The 20,847-nt window shown below is 52.4% G+C and carries 16 protein-coding genes; 9 read left to right on the forward strand and 7 right to left on the reverse strand.

The window, feature by feature from the left end:
• Positions 1-272: 272 nt before the first annotated feature.
• The 3 genes from FUA23_RS12220 to FUA23_RS12230 form a co-directional block, all read right to left on the reverse strand.
• Positions 273-1,100 (reverse strand): SDR family NAD(P)-dependent oxidoreductase, encoded by an 828-nt coding sequence (locus FUA23_RS12220; RefSeq protein ID WP_147931030.1) that lies wholly within the window; start codon positions 1,098-1,100, stop codon positions 273-275.
• Between the two features lie 12 nt (positions 1,101-1,112).
• Positions 1,113-2,072, reverse strand: coding sequence for an LLM class oxidoreductase (locus FUA23_RS12225; RefSeq protein WP_147931031.1), 960 nt, complete (start codon positions 2,070-2,072; stop codon positions 1,113-1,115).
• 76 nt (positions 2,073-2,148) lie between these two features.
• A complete protein-coding gene (locus FUA23_RS12230; protein ID WP_147931032.1) occupies positions 2,149-3,162 on the reverse strand; it encodes a zinc-binding alcohol dehydrogenase family protein in 1,014 nt (337 codons plus the stop codon).
• A 198-nt stretch (positions 3,163-3,360) separates the two neighbouring features.
• Here FUA23_RS12230 and FUA23_RS12235 point away from each other — a divergent pair, with 198 nt between their 5' ends.
• From FUA23_RS12235 to FUA23_RS12250, 4 genes are all read left to right on the forward strand, one after another.
• Entirely contained in the window at positions 3,361-4,248 is an 888-nt protein-coding gene (locus FUA23_RS12235) for an AraC family transcriptional regulator (RefSeq protein WP_147931033.1), read from the forward strand.
• Positions 4,249-4,527: 279 nt separating this feature from the next.
• Positions 4,528-4,776 carry a hypothetical protein gene (locus FUA23_RS12240; protein WP_147931034.1) on the forward strand — a complete coding sequence of 83 codons (249 nt, stop codon included), beginning with the start codon at positions 4,528-4,530 and terminating at the stop codon, positions 4,774-4,776.
• 60 nt (positions 4,777-4,836) lie between these two features.
• On the forward strand, positions 4,837-5,982 hold the full coding sequence (locus FUA23_RS12245) for an MBL fold metallo-hydrolase (RefSeq protein ID WP_147931035.1): 1,146 nt from the start codon (positions 4,837-4,839) through the stop codon (positions 5,980-5,982).
• 6 nt (positions 5,983-5,988) lie between these two features.
• Entirely contained in the window at positions 5,989-6,663 is a 675-nt protein-coding gene (locus tag FUA23_RS12250) for an NAD-dependent epimerase/dehydratase family protein (RefSeq protein WP_147931036.1), read from the forward strand.
• Positions 6,664-6,668: 5 nt separating this feature from the next.
• Here FUA23_RS12250 and FUA23_RS12255 read toward each other — a convergent pair whose 3' ends face one another.
• Together FUA23_RS12255 and FUA23_RS12260 are read right to left on the reverse strand one after the other, a co-directional pair.
• The gene (locus FUA23_RS12255; protein ID WP_147931037.1) at positions 6,669-6,899 is read right to left on the reverse strand and encodes a hypothetical protein; all 231 of its coding nucleotides are present in this window, start codon (positions 6,897-6,899) and stop codon (positions 6,669-6,671) included.
• Positions 6,900-6,977: 78 nt separating this feature from the next.
• The gene (locus tag FUA23_RS12260; protein ID WP_147931038.1) at positions 6,978-7,142 is read right to left on the reverse strand and encodes a DUF1328 domain-containing protein; all 165 of its coding nucleotides are present in this window, start codon (positions 7,140-7,142) and stop codon (positions 6,978-6,980) included.
• 261 nt (positions 7,143-7,403) lie between these two features.
• Between FUA23_RS12260 and FUA23_RS12265 the strand changes: the two genes are divergently transcribed.
• A complete protein-coding gene (locus FUA23_RS12265) occupies positions 7,404-8,003 on the forward strand; it encodes a hypothetical protein (RefSeq protein ID WP_147931039.1) in 600 nt (199 codons plus the stop codon).
• A gap of 45 nt (positions 8,004-8,048) precedes the next feature.
• Here the strand turns inward: FUA23_RS12265 and FUA23_RS12270 are convergent, their stop codons facing one another.
• Positions 8,049-10,268, reverse strand: a complete 2,220-nt coding sequence (locus FUA23_RS12270) for a DUF6851 domain-containing protein (protein WP_187270998.1) — start codon at positions 10,266-10,268, stop codon at positions 8,049-8,051.
• Positions 10,269-10,540: 272 nt separating this feature from the next.
• Between FUA23_RS12270 and metH the strand changes: the two genes are divergently transcribed.
• Positions 10,541-14,932: a methionine synthase gene (metH, locus tag FUA23_RS12275; RefSeq protein ID WP_147931041.1), complete on the forward strand. Its 4,392-nt coding sequence runs from the start codon at positions 10,541-10,543 to the stop codon at positions 14,930-14,932.
• A gap of 93 nt (positions 14,933-15,025) precedes the next feature.
• On the opposite strand, the gene proC is transcribed toward metH, so the two are convergent.
• A complete protein-coding gene (gene proC, locus FUA23_RS12280) occupies positions 15,026-15,829 on the reverse strand; it encodes a pyrroline-5-carboxylate reductase (RefSeq protein WP_147931042.1) in 804 nt (267 codons plus the stop codon).
• Positions 15,830-16,082: 253 nt separating this feature from the next.
• Here proC and FUA23_RS12285 point away from each other — a divergent pair, with 253 nt between their 5' ends.
• The 3 genes from FUA23_RS12285 to FUA23_RS12295 all read left to right on the forward strand — a co-directional run bounded on the left by FUA23_RS12285 (position 16,083) and on the right by FUA23_RS12295 (position 20,803).
• Entirely contained in the window at positions 16,083-17,738 is a 1,656-nt protein-coding gene (locus FUA23_RS12285; RefSeq protein ID WP_147931043.1) for a glutamine--tRNA ligase/YqeY domain fusion protein, read from the forward strand.
• Positions 17,739-17,903: 165 nt separating this feature from the next.
• Positions 17,904-20,006, forward strand: coding sequence for a histidine kinase dimerization/phosphoacceptor domain -containing protein (locus FUA23_RS12290; protein WP_147931044.1), 2,103 nt, complete (start codon positions 17,904-17,906; stop codon positions 20,004-20,006).
• Between the two features lie 83 nt (positions 20,007-20,089).
• Entirely contained in the window at positions 20,090-20,803 is a 714-nt protein-coding gene (locus FUA23_RS12295) for a LytR/AlgR family response regulator transcription factor (protein WP_147931045.1), read from the forward strand.
• Positions 20,804-20,847 lie beyond the last annotated feature (44 nt).

Below are 20,847 nucleotides of genomic sequence, written 5' to 3' on the forward strand. Positions count from 1 at the left end.
TTAGTGTTTTATTAATTTCGTCAGTACGGGAAAGAGGCTATTCTTTTGGGCGCAAACCAGATTGTCGCTCCCCCCCTCCCAGCCTCCCCACATCGCTACGCTGGGGAGGAGCAATCGCGACAATTTGGTTTGCGCCTTAGTTGCCTTGGTCATCAAAGGTGAAATTTTGGCGAGGTGATATTATTATCTGGCGATCCGACAAGTTGAAGGCATAGCCGTAACTACGGCAGAACCTGGCGGCAAAGCCAAATGTCAAAAGCGGCCGCCAAAAATCACCTGGGGCGGCCGGGGCAACTATAAAATGTGTTCAGCAGCTGATCGGTCACCTGCATGAGTTCATCAATTGTATCCTGATCATATGCGTCCGGATGTGCACGACTGTAACTACCTCTGTCATTGTCGAAGTAGGCTCCGGTCTTGCTGAGATGCTTATTGTCAGTAACCAGGTCGATCAGAATGTCAGCTCCTTTATCTGCCGGCGCCCAGTGTTTTCCGTAGGCTTCTTTAACCATCTTCGTATTCAGCAGCGAGCCGGGGTTTACTGCGATGAAAACTATGTCGCCGTACTGAGCGGCCATGGCCGAGTTCCAGATGGTGAGCGCCAGCTTACTCTGCGCGTAAGCAGCCTGATCAGCAAGCGCAACGCTGCCCTGCAGGGCAGCTATCGAAACCGGCGACTGTGCCGCTGAACTCAGACTGATCACCCGCGGGGCATCCGCAGCTTTCAGGGCCGGCAAGAGTTTCCGGGTCAGCAGAACAGGAGCCAGAAAATTGACCGTGAAGCGGATGTCCAGTCCATTTTCATCACGTGGTGAATCCGCCAGAAGTACACCTGCGTTGTTTATCAGCGCATCGATCTTCGGGTGATCGGAGATTACGGCTTCAGCCATTTCTCCGACGGCTTTCAGGTCAGAGAGATCAGCTACGTAGCCACTGATGCTGCCTCCCGCAGATTCCTTGCTCACTTCAACTTTCACTGCATCCAGCTTCCGAGCATTACGTCCGTGAAGAATAATATTGAAACCTGCTGCAGCCAGTTTCTTAGCGGCCAGCAGGCCAATACCGTCTGTGCTTCCCGTAATAAAAATAGTCTTTATCATAGCTGTTGTTTTTTATCTGGCCAGGTGAAACTCAGGCAGTACATACTCCGCCAGTTTCGTCAGTGTGCGTTCAATACCGTTCGTTTCGAACCGCAAATTGATGGCCAGGTGATTCACTCCTGCTTCTTTCAGCAGTTGTAGAAACTCATTCAAAAAGTGGAGTCCCGTTCTGAAACCAAGTTGAATTGGCTGTGGCTTGAAGTCGGGATCAGGATGAAGGATAACGTACATTGCCTGCATAAAAGGCTTATCGTGCGTAGCGTACCGGCTCACCAGATCCCGCCATTCGGTAATGGTATTTTTCTGCATAGCAGGATCCCGCAGGTAGTACATCCAGCCGTCTCCGTTTTCGGCGTTCCAGGCAAGGTTCTGCCTGCTGTGTCCGGTAATAAGCATGGGTAATTTGTGTCCCGCTGCTTTAGGCAATACATCCACCCGTCCGTTAAGTGCGCCGAAGTTCCTGGTTTCCAGGGCAGGGAATTCTTCCTGTGCCGCACGTACGTACGCAAAGGCTTCCCGGAACAATTCACCCCGGTTTTCGAAGTTGATTCCCATTGCGGGGTATTCGTCCGGTCGGTCGCCGGAGGCGACCCCCAGAATCAGCCGCCCACCAGACAGCCGATCAACGGTAGAAGCCGCCTTGGCAACGTGTACCGGATGGTGCAACGGAAGTGCGATGCTGGATACGCCCAGCGCAATTTTATCCGTCTGCCCGGCCAGAAACCCCAGGTAGGTGAATGGATCGAATGTTTGCCCCACATCCCCGAATCCGGGAACGTTCAACGGAATATCTCTCGTCCAAACAGCCTTGAAGCCAAGATCTTCGACCAGTTTAACCCGCTCGAGATGATCGGTCATATCCGGGGCAGTACCCACGGCGTAATGCTCGATGGGAACCACAACGCCAAGGCTTAGCTCCCCCGGTACGAATACACTGTTGAATCCCTGGTTTATGCTTTCAAATGGTTTCATTACCGTAGAAAATTCAATTGCTTAATGGTCGGTTGCAGGATATCCTGCGTAATTACTCTGGTCGTTACTCCTGTAATCAGAAGAGGACAACCGTCTTCCCAATGGATTTACCTGACTCCTGAAGCCTGTGCGCTTCCCTCAGGTTTTCGGCAGAAAAGCCACGGATGATTTTCGTGGTGGTAGGCTTTAACACCCCCTCATCGAGCAAGTCTGCCACATGATTGAGAATTTCATGCTGACGGGTGATATCATCGGTACCGAACATTGAACGGGTGTACATAAACTCCCAGGAGAACGTGACGCTCTTCGCCTTCAGGCTGTTGAGGTTCAACGGAGTGCTGCTTTCGGTGATGGATACGATGTGCCCCTGCGGCTTGATGATTTCAGCCATCAACTCCCAGTATCCCTCCAGGTCAACAAAGTCGAGGATATAATCGACTTCGCTGTGGCCAATCTTCTCCAGCTCCTCTTTCAGGTTATGGTGATTCACCACAAAGTCGGCCCCCATCTGTTTACACCACTCCGAAGATGATTCGCGCGACGCTGTAGCGATTACCGTCAGGTTGCCGAGTTTTTTGGCCAACTGGGTTGCAATCGAGCCCACCCCTCCGGCTCCTGCCAGCACGAGCACTGTTTTGCCTTTATCCTTTACGGGATCTACTTTGATCCGGTCGAAGAGCGATTCGTAGGCAGTAAGAGCGGTAAGTGGTATTCCTGCAGACTGGGAAATATTCAGGTTTTTCGGCTTGCGCCCGACGATGCGTTCGTCCACCAGTTGGTATTCAGCGTTGCTTCCGCTGCGGGTAAGATCCCCTGCGTAGTAAACTGAATCACCAACCTCGAACAATGAAGTGTCTCCCCCAACAGCTTCCACAGTACCTACGGCATCCCATCCAATAATCTTTGGGGTGTCAAGAGCAGCATCTTTTGCCGCCGTTTGCCGAATTTTAAAATCTACAGGGTTGACCGAAACAGCCTGAACTTTCACCAGAATATCTTTTCCGGAAGGACGGGGAGTATCGGTTTCAAATTCGATAAAGCTTTCTTCTTCGGTAATTGGGAGTGAGCGTTTGAATCCTATTGCTTTCATGGTATTTCTTATTTTGTATTTTTCCTGCACGAGACGATTTCCGTACCCGGGCAAGACAAAGATGCAGGGACAAAGCGGCCACAGAACTGTATACAAAAAGGATATTAAGGTATATCCGAAGGTTTCCGGGCTAAAAAATCACCAAAAATCGTTTAAACAACCTAGATTAGAGTCTTATTAACATTCAAACCGAGCATAATGCGAGTCGTACAATCAGATAAACCTTTTGAAATACAAGTTCTCAAACTATCGAAATGGCAGGAGCGCCCCCTGCAGAACAACTTTTTCGAGGTAGTCTATATCGCTAGTGGCGAGGGGTCTCAGTGCATCAACTACAACTTGTACGATTATAAGGGAGGCAACATTTTCCTGCTCCCTCCGCTTCGCTGCCATTCTTTTACGATCGACTCTCCTACCGAGTTTGTTTTCCTGAAATTCACGAAGTCTTTCTTCGTCAGCAACGGAGATCACGGATCGGACCATGAGAAGTGGTTCAGAGAAGCCTCGTATATTCTTGCCAATTACCAGCAACAGCCGGGGGAAGTCATCAGCAACGAACACGATCGGAGAAACCTTATCGCGCTGATCGACATAATCCGGTACGAAGCGCAAAACCAAAAGGAAAACGCGACGGAATTGATAAAAAGCCTGATGGTGGGCATGCTGCACATACTCATTCGCAGCATCAAAAAAAACAGTATTGTGGAGTCCGAGCGGCTGAGTTCCGATAGTCGTCTGAACGAGATGACCGCTTACATTCAGGAAAACCTCGGGTCGGCAGACCGGTTGAAGCTGGAAAACCTGGCCAAACAGTTTCATCTGTCGGCCACCTATATCAGTGAGTTTTTCCGAAAAAACATGGGTGTTTCGTTGCGGGAGTATATTGCGCGCTCCAGGCTGAAACTGGTGGAAATTCGCCTTCTGTATTCGGATTACAAACTGGTGGAAATTGCCGAAGAACTCGGCTTTACGGATGCCAGCCATTTATCGCGCACCTTCAAAAAATATTCCGGCCAGACGATACGTGAGTTCAGGCGCAAAGGTGAGTACAACTTATTGAAGGTAGCAAAATGCGAAGTTGCCTAAGCTTCTCTGCGTACCGTTTCAGGCTTCAGGCCTGCCGTTTTCCATAGGTGTGCCATGCAGTGACTTCTTCCGGATAACGGGGCGGGGCCGCAGGGGCAGAGCGATGTTTGGAGGAGCAAAGAGAGAGAAAGAGGTCAATAACCGTATAAATCATTAGTCGATCCGTAATTAGCATAAAAGTGCCGGAGAGAGAAGCTTTCATCTTTGCAACATCAATTTACCGCAAAGAATAAATCATGGCACGCCTCAGCGACAGGACCGAAATTATGCTCAATCTGTTTGGTCCCCAAAGGAGGAAACCAGATTCAGATCACGCTATACCGGAAACGAACCATCCGGGAAGGCCCATCATCTATAGGGAGCAAACCAGATTGTCATGATTGCTCCTCCCCAGCGGCAGCGATGTGGGGAGGTTGGGAGGTCGTTGAGCAACAATCTGGTTTACGCCTCACCTGTACGGGTGGCACGGACGGCATTGGCCGCGTCGCCGTAGACATGCTTACTGAAAGTGGGCATATCTACGAGTAATTTCAGGCAACTGAATTAGCGACTTAAGCGATTTTGCCACCTTATGAAATCTTGCATCGTATGCGATTCAAAATAAAATCTATTCTCAAAAAGACTGCTTATGTTCTGTTTGGCAGCGTCCTTATCGTTGTTCTGATAGCTGCTTTGTTTATGAACCTCAGTCCACAATTTGGAGGGTCAATGTCTGAAGCTGAGAGACAGGACCTCGAAAAACTGGCTCACTTTGAATCCGGCCACTTCCTGAACGAGGAAGTAATCGATATGAGCATCGACTTTCAGAGCATGGTGAGGATTCTAAAAGAGATGGTTACTTCCAGTCCTAATACAGCTCCGGCTAAAAATGTAGATGTCAGGCCCTTTGCTGTTGAACAAATAGGCAAAGACCTCCATGGCAAAGCCAGGGTTACCTGGCTGGGCCATTCTTCGTTTTTGATCGAAATGGACGATCAGGTGATGCTGATTGATCCGATATTCGGCGACTACGCAGCACCCCACAGCTTATTGGGACAGAAACGTTTTAACGAAGAGATGCCGTTTGACGTAACTGATCTGGAAACCCTCGATGCCATCGTTATTTCCCATGACCACTATGATCATCTGGATTACGAGACGATAATTAAGGTAAAAGACAAAGTCAAAAGGGTAATTGCACCGCTAGGTGTTGGCAGACATTTCCGGGAGTGGGGCTTCGACGAGAGCACAATTAAGGAACTCGACTGGTGGGAAGAGACGCAACTCGGTCAACTCAAAATTTCTTTCACTCCCTCACGACACAGTTCAGGCCGGGGAATCTCCGATCAGAACACAACGCTTTGGGGATCATGGTGCTTTTTAGGAGAGAACCAAAAATTGTATTTCAGCGGGGATGGCGGCTACGGGAAGCACTTTCAGCAGATCGGCGAAAAATATGGCCCTTTCGATTTCGCAATGATTGAATGTGGTCAGTACGATGAAAAGTGGGCGGGTGTACACATGATACCCGAAGAGAGCGTACAGGCCGGTATTGACGTTGGTGCCTCCGTCATCATGCCTATTCACTGGGGAGCATTCAGGCTGGCCAACCATACCTGGACAAGCCCGGTAGAGCGGTTCGTAAACGAAGCAAAAAAACTGGAGGCGGAAATTTGTACTCCTGAAATCGGAGAAGCCGTCATCATCAAATCAGAGAACTACCCCCAATCTTCCTGGTGGGAAAATTACAATTAACAATCTATGAAAACTATCATCACAGGAGCAACAGGAATGGTTGGCAAAGGAGCTTTGCTGGAATGCATTGACGACTCAAGAGTAGAAGAGATCCTTCTAATTACCAGAAGCAGCGTAGGTGTCAGTCACCCTAAGGTAAAAGAGGTTCTCCACAAAGACTTTCGGGATTTTACTGGAATTGAATCTCAATTCCATGGATACGACGCTTGCTTTCACTGCATGGGCGTATCATCGGCGGGAATGAGTGAGGAGCAATACACTGAAATCACTTACACTATGACTGAAGCTCTCGTCGCTACTCTACACAGCATCAATTCCGGGATGGTATTCATTTACGTCTCCGGAGACGGAACCGACGAAACGGAAACGTCAAGCACGATGTGGGCACGCGTCAAGGGTAAAACCGAGAACATGGTGTTAGACAGAGGATTTAAGGACGCGTATGCGTTCCGTCCCGGTGCAATCCTGCCAGAACGCGGCATTGAATCGGGTACCAGGCTCTACAACGCCATATACTTCATCACCCGCCCGTTGTTCCCTCTGATGAAACACATAAAGTCGGTTACTACAACTTCCAAATTGGGCAAGGCGATGATCAACGTCTACCACTACCCTCAAACTTTGAAACGTCCCAGGGGTGGTGACATCAATGAGATCGCGGAGGCTGACGCACCCCAGTAAAGTTCTTAGTATTTATGCTGTGGCATATTGGTACTACCCTTCTTACGAAGCATAAACAGTACGACCACAAGAATGAGAATAACAGCCCCGATCCAAATGAAGGGCTGAGCGTACCACACCTCATTATCGGCGACATAGGTGGCGCCACGATTAGGGCTGTCAACGGGCTCCTGCCCCAGCAGGGCATTAGCTGAGAGGAATGCGGATAAGAGGAAAAAAGTGATTCGGTTGGTCATGATTTTTAGCTTTAGATGAACAAAGTCGTGCCCGGAACGAATACGGACACGACTTCAGTTAATATTTATTATGTGTGTCTAGATCTTCCGCGTTGAACCGGTAACAACACTTATTACCAGAAGAATAAGGAAGATAAAGAACAGAACTTTTGCGATTGAGGCCATTCCACCTGCTATACCACCAAAGCCGAGTACACCGGCGATAAGGGCAACAACGAAGAATATAATAGCGTAACGTAACATGCTGAAAAAATTTATGGTTAACTAATGCACAAGCACGTGTTTATCAAATGCTTACACCTCTAAAACGCAGCCATATTTTCTGGTGTTCGGAGTCTCATCAAAATTTTGTTTCAACGGCTCCGCATTTTCTTTCTTCTAATCCTACTCTGCGCACTCCGGCTTAGGTATAATTGGTTTTGCTCCGTTACTCTTGTTCCAACACCCCGGCGTGGCCAGTAAAGCGACAGCCAACACCCACCGTGTGCCTTCTGTTACGAGAATATGACAACCCCAAATGACAACCTCTATTTTCAAAACGTACAGAGCCCTTTAATTCGCGAATGGTTTGCCGAAACCCTCGCCCGGTATCCTGAACTGCACAACCGACCGATTTACCTCCGTAAACTTTCCATGAAGCGCAGTACCATGCGTGCGCAACCAATCATTAACTGGTCGTTTTTCCGGCGCGCCACGCGCCACTACCGGGTCGATTTCAGCGACCACCTCGACGTCACCAAGCATGTGATCGTACAAGACCTCCCCAAAGAGGTAGTTGTAGGTTGGTTCGCTCACGAACTCGGGCACATCATTGATTACCTCAACCGGCCGGTACTGGGTATGATCAGTTTCGGACTTGGTTACGCGCTTTGGTCGCGCTACATGCGCAAAGCCGAACGGATAGCAGATACCATTGCCGTAGAGCATGGTTTCGGAGACGAAGTCAGGGCGACCAAAGCCTATCTGCTTCAGCACGCTACCCTGCCTTTTAACTACAAGCGACGCCTGAACAAATATTACCTCTCGGCCGATGAGCTCGAAGGTCTTATCCTTGCCTGGGAGCAGGAGCAGAACATACCCGAAGTCGTAGACATCGAGGAGTGAACTCTCCCTTCATCCGGCTTCACGAAACAACCTTGCCTTACTGTACTACCAGACCTGGAAAACGCTGCCCAGTTTACCATCTGTGGATTTAACAAAATACATTCCCGGCGTCAACTCGGTCGTCGGCACGTGAACCGTGCGGCTGCTTGCCCGCAGCGCACCGACCACCCTGCCGTGAACATCGACAATTCTTAGCTCCCGACCCTGCGGGTCGGTTGGCAGTTCGAGGGTTATCTCCTGCCCGCGGCGGGCAGGGTTGGGGTAGGTTTTCACCGGAACGGTTACTTCCTCTTCGTTGTATACAGCCGTTAGATTGTCGGCAAAGATGGTTTCCGCGAAGCTGAAAGCGTCTCCCCCCAGCGCCCGACCGATGATCCGGCCGGGTACATCGTCTGCCGGAGGGTGAATACCTCCCCAGATGCGGGAAAGAGAGGTTTGGTCCGAAGCATCGCGGTAAGTAGCCCACTGAAGAACAACATCCACACTCGGGCCCCGCTCAAACACCAGAAAGGAGTCTTTAGGAGCTACAAACTCTCCCATTCCGCCCGGAAAAAAGGCTGAACCCGTAATTTCCTCCATAATGGTGGCAGCGGCGCTGCTGTAAGTCGAGTGGCCGGAGATGTAGCCGGCGAAGTTCGGCGTTACGAAATTGGGGCGCTGGTAGGGCATCCACAGGGCCGGGTTGATCCAGCCAACACCGGCTACGTCGGTTCGGGGATCATCGATGGCGTCGGGGCCAATCCAGGCCTTCACTTTGGTCAGGGCCAGGGTCGAGCTGTTTTGCAGCACGGCAGGATCATTGAGCCGCTCGATGTACCCCGGGTCATAACGCAGGCCGTAAAGTTGGTAGTTGGGGTCGCCGGGCTCCGAAGCCTGTCCGTTTTTAGCCATCCAGCGGATGGCGGTGATGGGGCGAGCGTAGTCGTATTTCCCCTTTATGCTCCAGGCAGCGATGGCTGCGTCGTGCATGGCTCCGCCCAGGGTCAGGTAGGCCTTCACGTCGTACTCCAGTTTACCCATCGGCTCGGTTCCTCCGAAGCTGTATTCGAATTCAGGATGGTCCATAACTTTGTTCAGGATCGAGAACCAGTGTCCGGGCGGAGTTTCGCTTGCCGGGCCGTCGGCCCAGAACTCAGCTAAAACCCTTGTGTAATCTCCACGAGGCACGATATTAGGGGCGTAAGGCTCTCCCGTAGCCGGATTCAAGGGGTGGCCATCGGCACCAAAGGTGCCGCCTTCGTGTAGGCGGTAGAACGCGTCGTAGTCTTCAAAGTCCGTCGGGTAATCACCCTGAAAGTTGCCCCGGGCACCGGGGCTGATATCCCACATCACGCCATCGGTAGGATCCAGGTGGCTGCTCCACTTCAGGACTAGCTCGAATCCCCAACGGTACATATCGAAGCTTTCCGGTTCGCCCGGGGTATACAGAGGCGGCGGTCCCGGATCGTAGTAGACCGGGTTGTTGCCCCGGATGGGGTTTTCGGGTGTAGGGTCTGTCCGTTGCTCTTCGGTAAGTGAAAAAGGAGTTACCTGCCCCCACTCTGCCCCGAGGAAAGGGAGCAATGCGTTACCTAACACCTGCCCGGACTGATCGATGATGGTGCCGGGAAACTGCAGCGTTTGCCAGTGATTAGGGTCTGAAACGCTGAAAATAGAGAAAACATTATTGAAATCCAGCGGGCGGTTTACCGGGTCGGGATACGTCCGGTTGGCATAGTTGAAGGCCTCGTTACTCCCATCCTGCAGTCCGAAAGCAATGATTTGCTCAGCAATGTAATTGCCCAGGTCTGCGGGGTTACCGTTCAGGTAGTCAGTCCCCGCGTACGTAGTGTCATAGCCCATCTCCAGCATGAGCGCGTTGAAGCGCGGCAGGGTTGTTTCGGCGTTCGGTGAAATGCTGTACCGGTGGTGCAATACGCGGTAAGCAGCGTAGCTGATGGCTTCGTTGCTCGCAGCGACGGGGTCGGCATAGTCATTGATCAGCCAGTGATCTACCGGCAGCGAATAGCCTGCCTGTACTGTGCCCATAAGTGCAGGAGAACCTTTCTTATTGACCAAAGCCCAGGCGTCGTACATCGCCGCCGAGGTGTGGTACAGGTTCCGGGCATGGACGACCGGGCGGGCGAAATCGTTGCGGATCGCTTCCAGCATTTCCTCGTTCCATTGCCGGGCCACAGAGTGCTCCTGGGCGCGAACGCAGGTGCAAAGGGAAAGGACAAAAAGCAAGCTTAATAAAAGCCGGTATTTTTCTGAGCTAAAGTTCATTACGCTGTAATTTGGGATTCTGGCCGCAAGATACGAAGGGAAACGAGATGTCGTGTCACGACATTTGGTCCGCCAGGCGGTCATTCTCATTGAAAATAGTAGCATTTAAGCCCCTCCTATACCCTGCAACAATGGTTTCATCCGTATTTCTCCCCCTCAAACCTCCCTTGCACCTGCGGCCCCGCCTGCCTTGCCTCCGTAAATAATGACGTAATCCCGGCATTCTCCGTCGGTTCAGCGGCCTATCTTTGCGCGTCCTTAAATCAACGTTTATGTCCGCTGCTTCTCTTCGCCAGATTTTCTCCGAACGCATTCTTGTACTAGACGGTGCCATGGGTTCCCTCATTCAGGGCTACGGGCTGAAAGAAGAAGATTACCGGACGGGGTACTTTGAAGATCACCCCAGTGACCTGAAGGGTAACCATGACCTGCTGGTTCTGACCCGCCCGGATGTGATCCGCGAAATCCATGAACTTTACCTGGAAGCCGGAGCCGATGTGATTGAGACCAATACGTTCTCCGGCACCACCATTGCCCAGGAAGACTACGGTACCGAGCACATCGTGTACGAGATGAACGTAGCCGCCGCGCGCGTTGCGCGCGAAGCTGCCGACAAATACACGGCCCGCAACCCGGCCAAGCCACGCTTCGTTGCCGGCGCCGTAGGACCAACCAACCGCACCCTTAGCATCAGCCCCGACGTGAACGACCCGGGCTACCGGGCCATCACCTTCACCCAACTGGCCGATGCGTATTACACCCAGATAAAAGGCCTTGCCGATGGTGGTTCTGACCTCATCCTGATCGAAACTATTTTCGATACCCTCAACGCCAAAGCCGCCCTCTTTGCCCTCAACCGCGTCCGGGAGGAACTGGACCGCGAGCTGCCCGTGATGATCTCGGGCACTATTACCGATGCCTCCGGCCGTACGCTATCCGGCCAGACCGTCGAAGCTTTCTACTACAGCATCGCGCATTCCAATCCACTCTGTGTTGGTCTCAACTGCGCCCTCGGGGCGCAGGAAATGCGGGTCCACCTCGCGGCACTCAGCAAAGTTGCCGAGTGCAACGTTCATGCTTACCCCAACGCCGGGCTCCCCAACGAAATGGGAGAATACGACCAGGACGCCGAAGAGATGCAGCAATACATCCGCGATTTCGCCGCCAGTGGCTTTGTGAATCTGATCGGAGGCTGCTGCGGAACGACACCAGATCACATCGGGGCCATGGCCAAAGCTATTGACGGAATGAAGCCCCGCGAAATTCCTACCCTACCGCCCTACTCTACCTATGCCGGGCTGGAACCTCTCGTGGTCAGACCCGAGACCAACTTCATCAACGTAGGGGAGCGGACCAACGTCACCGGTTCCCGGAAATTCAGCCGGCTCATCATGAACGGCAAGTACGACGAAGCCCTGGCCGTTGCCCTTCATCAGGTAGAAGGCGGCGCACAGGTGATCGATGTAAATATGGACGAGGGCCTGCTGGAATCAAAAGAAGCTATGGTAACCTTCCTGAACCTCGTAATGGCCGAGCCGGACATCGCCAAGCTCCCCATCATGATCGACTCCTCGAAGTGGGACGTCATCGAGGCTGGCCTGCAATGCGTACAGGGCAAGTGCATCGTCAACTCTATCTCGATGAAGGAAGGCGAGGAAGAATTTCTCCGCCAGGCAAAACTAGTAAAAGCTTACGGCGCCGCAGCCATCGTAATGGCCTTCGACGAAACAGGCCAGGCCGACACCGAAGACCGTAAAGTTGAAATATGCGCCCGGGCCTACAAGCTGCTGGTCGAGAAAGCTGACTTCAAACCACAGGACATCATCTTCGACCCCAACATTTTTGCCGTCGCCACCGGAATCGAAGAGCACAATAATTATGGCGTAGACTTCATCGAAGCGACGCGCAGAATCAAAGAACTTTGCCCCGGCGCCAAGATCAGCGGAGGAGTTTCAAACGTGAGTTTCTCCTTCCGGGGCAACAACGTCGTCCGCGAAGCGATGCACTCGGCTTTTCTGTACCATGCGATCAAAGCGGGTATGGATATGGGTATCGTCAACGCCGGCATGATCGAGGTCTATCAGGACATCCCCGAAGATCTTCTTGTTCACGTCGAAGACGTCATCCTGAACCGTCGACCGGATGCGACCGAGCGCCTGACCGAGCTCGCTGAAGGTCTCAAGAACGTTGGTGGCCGCTCGGTCGTAAAAGACCTCGCCTGGCGGGAATCCACCGTTGAGGAACGCCTTAAGCACAGCCTCGTACGCGGCATTACCGAATTTATTACCGAAGACACCGAGGAAGCCCGCCTTAAATACCCCCGCCCGCTGCACGTAATCGAAGGCCCGTTGATGGACGGCATGAATGTGGTTGGTGACCTCTTCGGGTCCGGAAAAATGTTCCTGCCTCAGGTAGTTAAATCCGCACGGGTAATGAAGGCCGCAGTAGCCTACCTGAATCCGTTTATTGAGGCGGAGAAGGCGGAAATATCAGCAAGGGAGGCCCTCGCTTCAACTTCCGACAACGGGGGTGCTCGCTCCGCTCGAAACCTCACCCCCGGCCCCTCTCCGAAGGAGAAGGGAGAATACGATGCTCGCTCCGCTCGTGAGCGGGTAGAGACGGTGGTTACTGACAATTACTGGCAGCTACCAGAAAAGACCGCAGGAAAGGTCTTGGAATACGCCCGGGCAATGAGAAAAACAGCTACTAAAGCCGAGCAAATTCTCTGGGATGCTCTTCGCGACCGCAAACAGGAAGAAAAATTTGTTCGTCAGAAGCCGATGGGGCTAAGCATTCCTGATTTTGTCTGCCTAAACAAACGCCTTATTATTGAGGTAGACGGAGGATACCACGACCGACCTGAAATGCTGCTGGCAGATGCTGAGCGCGATCAAAAATTTGCTGACGCCGGCTACCTCATCCTGCGTTTTAAGAACAGCGAAGTAGAGACCAATCTGGATGCAGTGTTGGACCAGATTAAAGCAGAACTTCTTGCTTTACCCGACCGTCCTTATCCCTACCCGACAGAAGCAATCTCGGTCCAAAATCCTGATCAAACTCCCCTCTCCCCCGGAGAGGGGCTGGGGGTGAGGTTACGAGCGGAGCGAGCATCCACGTCTCCCCTATCCCCCAAAGAAGAGTCTGATGTAAAGCTACAAGCGGAGCGAGTTACCTCACCCGCCCCCGAAGAGAGCATTGTAGCCTCCCGCCAGTACAAAGGCACCGTCCTCCTCGCCACCGTAAAAGGAGATGTTCACGACATCGGCAAAAACATCGTTGGCGTTGTTCTGGCCTGTAACAACTACGAGATCATCGACCTGGGGGTGATGGTCCCGGCCAATAAAATTCTGGACGAAGCCCAGCGGGTAAATGCCGACATCATCGGGCTGAGCGGTCTGATTACGCCTTCGCTCGACGAGATGGTCAACGTAGCCGCCGAAATGGAAAGGCGCGGCATGACGACGCCCCTCCTCATTGGCGGAGCCACGACCTCCAAGACACACACCGCGCTTAAGGTGGAACCCGCTTACACCAAAGGAGCCACCATCCATGTGCTCGATGCCAGCCGGGCGGTTACGGTGGCCGGCAGCTTGCTGGACGGCGAAGAAGAAGACCGTATCGCTTATAAAGAAAGCATTACCGCCGAGTATGAGCGCGTGCGGGTTCACCGGGCGAAACAGAAGTCAGAAAAAGCATTCCTGCCCATCGCCAAAGCACGGGAGAACGGCCTGCAACTAGACTGGGAAAACTACACGCCTCCCGTCCCCGGCTTTACCGGCACCAAGATCTTCGCTGACTATGACCTGGCGGAGCTGGTCGACTACATTGACTGGACGCCCTTCTTCAGCAGCTGGGCCCTGGCCGGGAAATTCCCGGACATCCTGACCGATCATATCGTCGGGGAGCAAGCAACCACCCTCTACCGGGAAGCCCGGGAGATGCTGGATCAGATCGTTGCGGAAAAGTGGATCAGCGCAAAAGGCGTAATTGGCTTCTGGCCAGCGTCTGCCGAGGTGGAAACCGACACTATCAACATCATGGCCTCTGCAACATCGCCGTTGTCTACCTTCCACATCCGCCAGCAGAGCAAGAAGGCGAAAGGGCGCCCGAACCAGTCCCTGACCGATTACATTGCACCTGCGTCCGCGCAAAAAGAGGATTACATCGGAGCCTTTGCGGTGACCGCAGGAATCGGTATCGAGCCCCACGTTAAGCGCTTCGAAGACGCCGGCGACGATTACTCGGCCATCATGCTGAAGGCCCTGGCCGACCGCCTGGCCGAAGCATTCGCTGAGCGAATGCACCAACGCGTACGTATGGAATACTGGGGCTACGCCCCCGATGAGTCGGTTTCTAACGACCAGCTCATTGCCGAGCAGTACCAGGGCATTCGCCCTGCCCCCGGCTACCCGGCCTGCCCCGAGCACACCGAAAAAGCCAAAATATGGGAGTTGCTGGACGCCGAGGCGGCCACGGGAATTAAGCTCACGGAAAGCATGGCGATGTACCCGGCCAGTTCGGTCTCAGGCTGGTACTTCTCCCACCCCGAAGCCAAGTACTTTACGGTACGCGGCATCAAACCCGATCAGGAAGCCGATTACGCAACGCGAAAAGGCTGGAGCGAAGAAGAACGGGAACGCTGGCTGGCGGCTGTTAGGAGCTAGGAGTTAGAAACTAGAGGAACTAGGAGCTAGCATAACACTAACTCCTAGTTTCTGATTCCTGATTCCTAGTTTCTAGCTCCTAATTTCTAACTCCTAACTCCTCCCCAATTCTTCCGCCCGCGCCAATGCCGCCTTGGCTCCGTTCTTGATGTCTTCAAAAACTGAGGTTGCCCGGAATGTATTCATGGCTGCTTCGGTGGTTCCGCCCTTACTGCTTACCCTGCTGATCCATTCGGCACAAGTGAGGTCGTTTTTCATTTGCAGTTCAACGGCTCCGCGAAAAGTCTGAGCGACGAGTAGTTCAGCCTGGCTTTCGTCGAAGCCCATTTCGCGGGCAGCCTCGATCATAGCTTCCATGAAATAGAGGACATAAGCCGGGCCGCTTCCTGAAATAGCAGTAGTGGCATCGATGGCGTGCTCGTTGTCTACATAGATGGCTTTACCCGTCGTATTAAGAAGATTTTGAACAAGTACCAGTTCTATTCTCGTTACAGCGTCGGACGCCGTATAGCTGGTCATTCCCAGACCAATCTGCGCAGGCAGATTTGGCATGGCCCGGATGACCTTGTCTACGCCCAGTCCTTTCTGGATAGACTCGATCGTTACGCCGGCCATGATAGACAGGTAAACCTGCTGAGGGTCCGTATTGGGCCGCAGCTTCGCAAAAAGCGTGGCACTGTCCTGAGGTTTTACCGCCAGAATAATGAGGTCGGCAACATCCAGGCATTTAGAAGCATCGGTAAAAACGACACCGATATTCTCGTCTTTCAGTTTTTCCGCTTGCTCGGGGCTGCGCTCCAGCACCATCAGGTCATTAGGTTGAACGAGGTGAGCACGCAGCAGGCTCCGGGCGTAGGTTTTACCCATATTGCCGCCGCCGATTATTAATATTTTCATGAATTGAGGGGTTTATCCAGAAAACGAAGGTAAGTTGATTGGTAGCGGGTTACCTGTTCTATTCAGCGCCTAATTCCGATGTTCAGCAACTTACTACCCACAAGGAGGGTTAATGACAAAAGGTTTTTTCGGGCGCGCACGCAGGTGCAAAGTGAGTTGTGGCAACGCTTTCTGAGCGACTATCGGCCTCCGACTGCTTGACTATCTGACTACTTGACTACCTTTGCCTTTCCCCAAAAGATTAAACTTCAACATGGCCAAATACGAAGCTGATAACTTTATCGAAGAATTCATCGTCGAAGACCTCGAAAATGGTAAACACGGCGGCAGAATCCACACCCGCTTCCCGCCTGAGCCCAACGGCTATTTGCATATTGGCCACGCCAAGGCAATTGTGATCAATTTCGAGATCGGCAAGAAATTCGGAGGCAGCACTAACCTGAGGATGGACGACACCAACCCGTCTACCGAAGAAACCCACTTTGTGAACTCTATTGCCAACGACATCAAGTGGCTCGGTTACGAATGGGAAGGAGATATCCTTTATGCTTCCGATTATTTTGGAGACCTCTACCAATTTGCCCTGAAACTTATCGATAAAGGCCTCGCTTACGTAGACGACTCTACCGCCGAAGAAATTGCCGAACAGAAAGGAGACATCGATCGACCAGGGACCAACTCCCCTTTCCGTGACCGCACTCCGGCTGAAAACCGCGACCTTTTTGAACGGATGAAGGCGGGTGAATTTGCCGACGGAAGTAAGGTGCTCCGTGCAAAGATCGACATGGCTCACCCGAACCTGCTGCTACGCGACCCCGTACTGTACCGTATTAAGAAAGAAACACATCACCGGACCGGAGATGAATGGTGCATCTACCCTCTGTACGACTTCGCTCATGGTCAGTCCGATTCACTGGAGAAAATCACTCACTCGCTTTGCAGTCTGGAGTTTCGGCACCACCGTGACCTTTACAACTGGTTGATCGAAGCGCTGGAAATCTTCCCCAGCCGTCAGATTGAGTTCGCCCGGATGAACGTAGACTACCTCATCACCAGTAAACGTCGCTTGAAAAAGCTGGTCGAAGAAGGTGTTGTGAGCGGTTGGGACGACCCCCGAATGGGAACACTCGCCGGGATGCGCCGCAAAGGATATCCCGCTCAGGCTATCCGTAATTTCTGCATCCGTACCGGAGTAACCAAACGCGACAACCAGCAAGAATTCGACTTTCTGGAACATTGCGTTCGTGAAGTACTCAACGATACCGCTGATCGTTACATGGCCGTTCTGGATCCCGTGAAGCTCGTCATCTCCAACTACCCGGAAACGGGAGAACTCCTTCCCCTCGACAACAACCCGGGAGACGAAACCAGTGGCAGCCGCGAAGTACCCTTCAGCCGTGAGTTGTGGGTAGAGCGCGAAGACTACCGCAAGGAACCACAAAACCGGAAGTACTTCCGGATGGCACCCGAAAAAGACGTTCGCCTCAAAGGAGCTTATATCCTCCATATTGACGGACACGAAGAGGATGCCGACGGCAACGTAACGCAGATCAATGCAACCTACTACCCCGACAGCCGCTCCGGTTCGGACACCTCTGGCGTAAAAGCCAAAGGAACCCTTCATTGGGTAGATGCCGCAACGGCCATCGACATCGAGGTTCGTGATTATGCTAAGCTCTTTACCGACGCCACGCCGATGGACCATGAGGACAAAGACTTCATGGACTTCATCAACCCCGACAGCCTCAAGGTTATTTCGGCCAAGGGAGAACCAGCGCTGACCAACGCGAAACCCGGCGACACCTTCCAGTTTCTCCGTAAGGGTTACTACACTGCAGACGAAGATTCCACCGAAGACAAGATGGTCTTCAACCTAACCTGTGGGTTGAAGTCATCGTGGAAAGGCTAAAAAACTCTTTAGCGCAGGCGCAGTGTTCCCCAAAAACAGACACTGCACCTGCGTAAGCGCCCGGACACTTTGTGTACGATTTAAACCTGCTTGCCACGCAATTTTGCCGGTTGCCTGCAGCTTTCCGTGTGAAAGCCGGATCATCCATTTTGCTTATTTTGTGAAATGGATCTTTATCTTTTTAGTTTTCGGCGATTTTTTGCGCTGGTTCCTCTCCTTTGTATCAGCTCATTCTTCCTTACTGCTCAGCCCATTCCGCGCGAACAGGTGCTCAAAAATCAGTTGGCTACAGCAACGCCTCAGGACAGCTCTACCCTCCTGGTTGGGATCATCAGAAGTTCCCGGGACCTCAGCATGGATTCAGTACGTGTGTACGGGCGAATGCTGATAGACTTTCACCGCCGCCACCGGGATACCACCGGCATCAACATGGGTTACTACCTTACCACCATGATGCTGCAGCAGCGCGGGTACTATCAGGAATCTCTCGACCTCCTGGATGAAGTATGGCCTGTTTTTGAAGCTCCTCCCTTTGACTCTCTCGGGCCGCTATACGGCGCAATGCGCCACCGTCGTGGAGAAGCACTTGCGATGCTGGGTCAAACGGATGCTGCGCTAAAGGATTATTACACCGCCCTGTACCAGTGGCGCAAACAAGATCACCCATTCAAGGCGGGCCTATACCAGAGTGTAGGCAGAATTCACGCAAGCAAAGGAACGTACGATTCGGCAATCCATTACTACCAGCTAAAGGTAGATATCGACCTTCGGCAAAAGCAGGAGTATTCAGCAGCCTCCGGAATGGCCGATATAGCGGATGTGTACCGGACTACCGGTCGCTACGCCGAAGCTCTGGAACTGCAACAACGCGCGCTGAAACTTCAGTATCAGAGCGATGACCCCCTGGCATACATCTACGGCCTGGAGAACATGTGTACGCTACGTTCGGAAATGAATGGCGATTCCGTTCGCTACTACTGTCAGGCAGCAATAAAAGAAGCTGAAACCTATAATACTTACACAACGATAGATAGAGCCGCCACTGCTCTGGCGGATTATTATGTAAGTCGGGGTGGTCAACAAGACAGCATCGGTTATTACTTCAAGAAAGCTTTCTCAGCCGGCAAACAGTTACCGATCGACCTGAATTTCATAAACAAGTCCACCCGGTACGGTAGCTACCTCCTGCAAACCGGAAACCCGGCAGCGGCACACGATATTCTTCATACCACCTTACTCAGCCACCGCGAAAACCCCCAATTGGAATTCCCGAATCAGGGCCAACTCTACCTGGCGCTCGCCCGGTCGGAAGTAGCTACCTCCCGGAATGATTCCGCAGCCGTTCACCTGGCTAAAGGCCTGGCTTTACTCGAAGCGGACTACGAGCGTAAAAGCCAGCTCAGTGTAGCTGAAGCAACCGCCAGTTACCAGGTAGAGGAGGCTCAGTACGCTACCCAGCAGGAAAGGTTCGACCGGGTGCTTGCCGAACGGAAAAACGAAGAACAACAACGAATGATCCTGCTCGGTGGCGGCGGTGGCCTGTTATTGTTGCTTCTGGGAGGAGGCTTTTATCTCCGCCTGAGTCGCGACCGAAAGATGATTGCCCGAAAAAACGAGCAACTGGCCATTGCCCTGAACGAACGTGGAATACTGCTCAAAGAGATCCATCATCGAGTGAAGAACAATCTCCAGATCATCAGTGGCCTGCTCTATAAGCAGGCGCGAATTTCCGTCTCGGAAGATGTACGGGCGACCCTTCAGGGAGGCCAGGACCGGATACACGCTATGGCGTTGGTCCACCAAAGCCTGTACCAACGCGAGGAGCTTACCTACATCAATGCCCGCGACTTTGTCGCGGAACTTACAGGGCAACTAAAAATCAGCCAGGCCAGTACCAGCCAGAAGGTCGTAATGAAAGTTGATGTTGCTGATGAGGAACTGAATATGGACCAGGCCATTCCGATCGGTCTGATCCTCAATGAACTGGTGACCAACGCATATAAGTATGCGTTTAAGCCCAACAAGAGAGATGCGGAATTGAGCATCGAATTTCAGCGGGTCGACATGGGAAAAAACTATGAGCTAAGGGTCGCAGACAACGGGAGTGGCTTGCCGGAAGGTTACGAGCTTCGCAGCCAGAAAGGCCTTGGGCTGAATCTGGTTCGCGGCCTTGCCCGTCAACTGGGAGGTACATGGAGAATCACTAATCTGAAAACCGGTGGAACAGCAGCTACCGTGCGTTTTTCTACAGTTCGTCCCAACATTTAAACCATTCGTCCCAGCGGCCGCACAACATTGAGCTTTAAGGCATTGACCGTCGCTACCTTCCCACTCAAGGAAGACTTTTAGTTATGAGCCAACTTAACTCCCCCCTGCAAATCCTCGTCGTCGAAGATGAATTTGTAACCCTGGACACCCTTTGTGATGCCCTGAATGATATGGGGTACGAAGTTGCCGGCGATGCGATGACCATTGAGGAAGCCAAAGAGGTGTTGGCCAGGCAGGAAGTAGACCTGGCTATTCTTGACATCAACGTCCGCGGTAAAAACAAAGGCATCGAGCTCGGGCATTATATAAACAAGCACTTCGGGATTCCTTTTGTTTACCTGACCGCTTACAGCGACCCCGCAACCATTGCTTCAGCTACAGATTCTGCTCCTTACGGTTACCTGATCAAGCCTTTTAGCCCTGCTGAAATCCATGCTTCGATAAAAGTAGCCATCAACCGGTACCAGGCATCAGCGAAAACAAAAGAGAACTATATCTACCTGAAAGACCAGGGGACCTTCTTCCGTTTGCGGGTCGAGGACATCCATTACGTGGAGGCTTTTCGCAATTATGTTGAAGTGAACACCAACGAGGGAAAAAGAGTGATACGGGGAACGCTAAAGGAAATAACCGAGAAACTTCCCTCCCGCACTTTCTTTCAGCCACACCGGTCTTTTCTCGTCAACGCAGAATGGGTAAGCAGCTACAAAGGAGGATTTCTGACCGTACGAGGTGCATCGGTTCCCGTAAGCCGCTCCGGGCACAAAGTGGTTATGCAGGTGTTTTCCCGGCGTTGATGTTATTCGTCCCACCCAACCTTCGCTTGGTCCCTCCCACCGGT

Source organism: Neolewinella aurantiaca (assembly GCF_008014675.1).
Classification (GTDB): domain Bacteria; phylum Bacteroidota; class Bacteroidia; order Chitinophagales; family Saprospiraceae; genus Neolewinella; species Neolewinella aurantiaca.

Excerpts from the sequence above, each read along its gene's own strand:
- FUA23_RS12250 (WP_147931036.1), top strand. The coding sequence starts at position 5,989 with ATGAAAACTATCATCACAGGAGCAACAGGAATGGTTGGCAAAGGAGCT.
- FUA23_RS12225 (WP_147931031.1), bottom strand. The coding sequence starts at position 2,072 with ATGAAACCATTTGAAAGCATAAACCAGGGATTCAACAGTGTATTCGTA.
- FUA23_RS12285 (WP_147931043.1), top strand. The coding sequence starts at position 16,083 with ATGGCCAAATACGAAGCTGATAACTTTATCGAAGAATTCATCGTCGAA.
- FUA23_RS12265 (WP_147931039.1), top strand. The coding sequence starts at position 7,404 with ATGACAACCCCAAATGACAACCTCTATTTTCAAAACGTACAGAGCCCT.
- FUA23_RS12245 (WP_147931035.1), top strand. The coding sequence starts at position 4,837 with ATGCGATTCAAAATAAAATCTATTCTCAAAAAGACTGCTTATGTTCTG.
- FUA23_RS12255 (WP_147931037.1), bottom strand. The coding sequence starts at position 6,899 with ATGACCAACCGAATCACTTTTTTCCTCTTATCCGCATTCCTCTCAGCT.
- FUA23_RS12235 (WP_147931033.1), top strand. The coding sequence starts at position 3,361 with ATGCGAGTCGTACAATCAGATAAACCTTTTGAAATACAAGTTCTCAAA.
- FUA23_RS12295 (WP_147931045.1), top strand. The coding sequence starts at position 20,090 with ATGAGCCAACTTAACTCCCCCCTGCAAATCCTCGTCGTCGAAGATGAA.
- FUA23_RS12230 (WP_147931032.1), bottom strand. The coding sequence starts at position 3,162 with ATGAAAGCAATAGGATTCAAACGCTCACTCCCAATTACCGAAGAAGAA.
- proC (WP_147931042.1), bottom strand. The coding sequence starts at position 15,829 with ATGAAAATATTAATAATCGGCGGCGGCAATATGGGTAAAACCTACGCC.
- FUA23_RS12260 (WP_147931038.1), bottom strand. The coding sequence starts at position 7,142 with ATGTTACGTTACGCTATTATATTCTTCGTTGTTGCCCTTATCGCCGGT.
- FUA23_RS12220 (WP_147931030.1), bottom strand. The coding sequence starts at position 1,100 with ATGATAAAGACTATTTTTATTACGGGAAGCACAGACGGTATTGGCCTG.
- metH (WP_147931041.1), top strand. The coding sequence starts at position 10,541 with ATGTCCGCTGCTTCTCTTCGCCAGATTTTCTCCGAACGCATTCTTGTA.
- FUA23_RS12290 (WP_147931044.1), top strand. The coding sequence starts at position 17,904 with ATGGATCTTTATCTTTTTAGTTTTCGGCGATTTTTTGCGCTGGTTCCT.
- FUA23_RS12270 (WP_187270998.1), bottom strand. The coding sequence starts at position 10,268 with ATGAACTTTAGCTCAGAAAAATACCGGCTTTTATTAAGCTTGCTTTTT.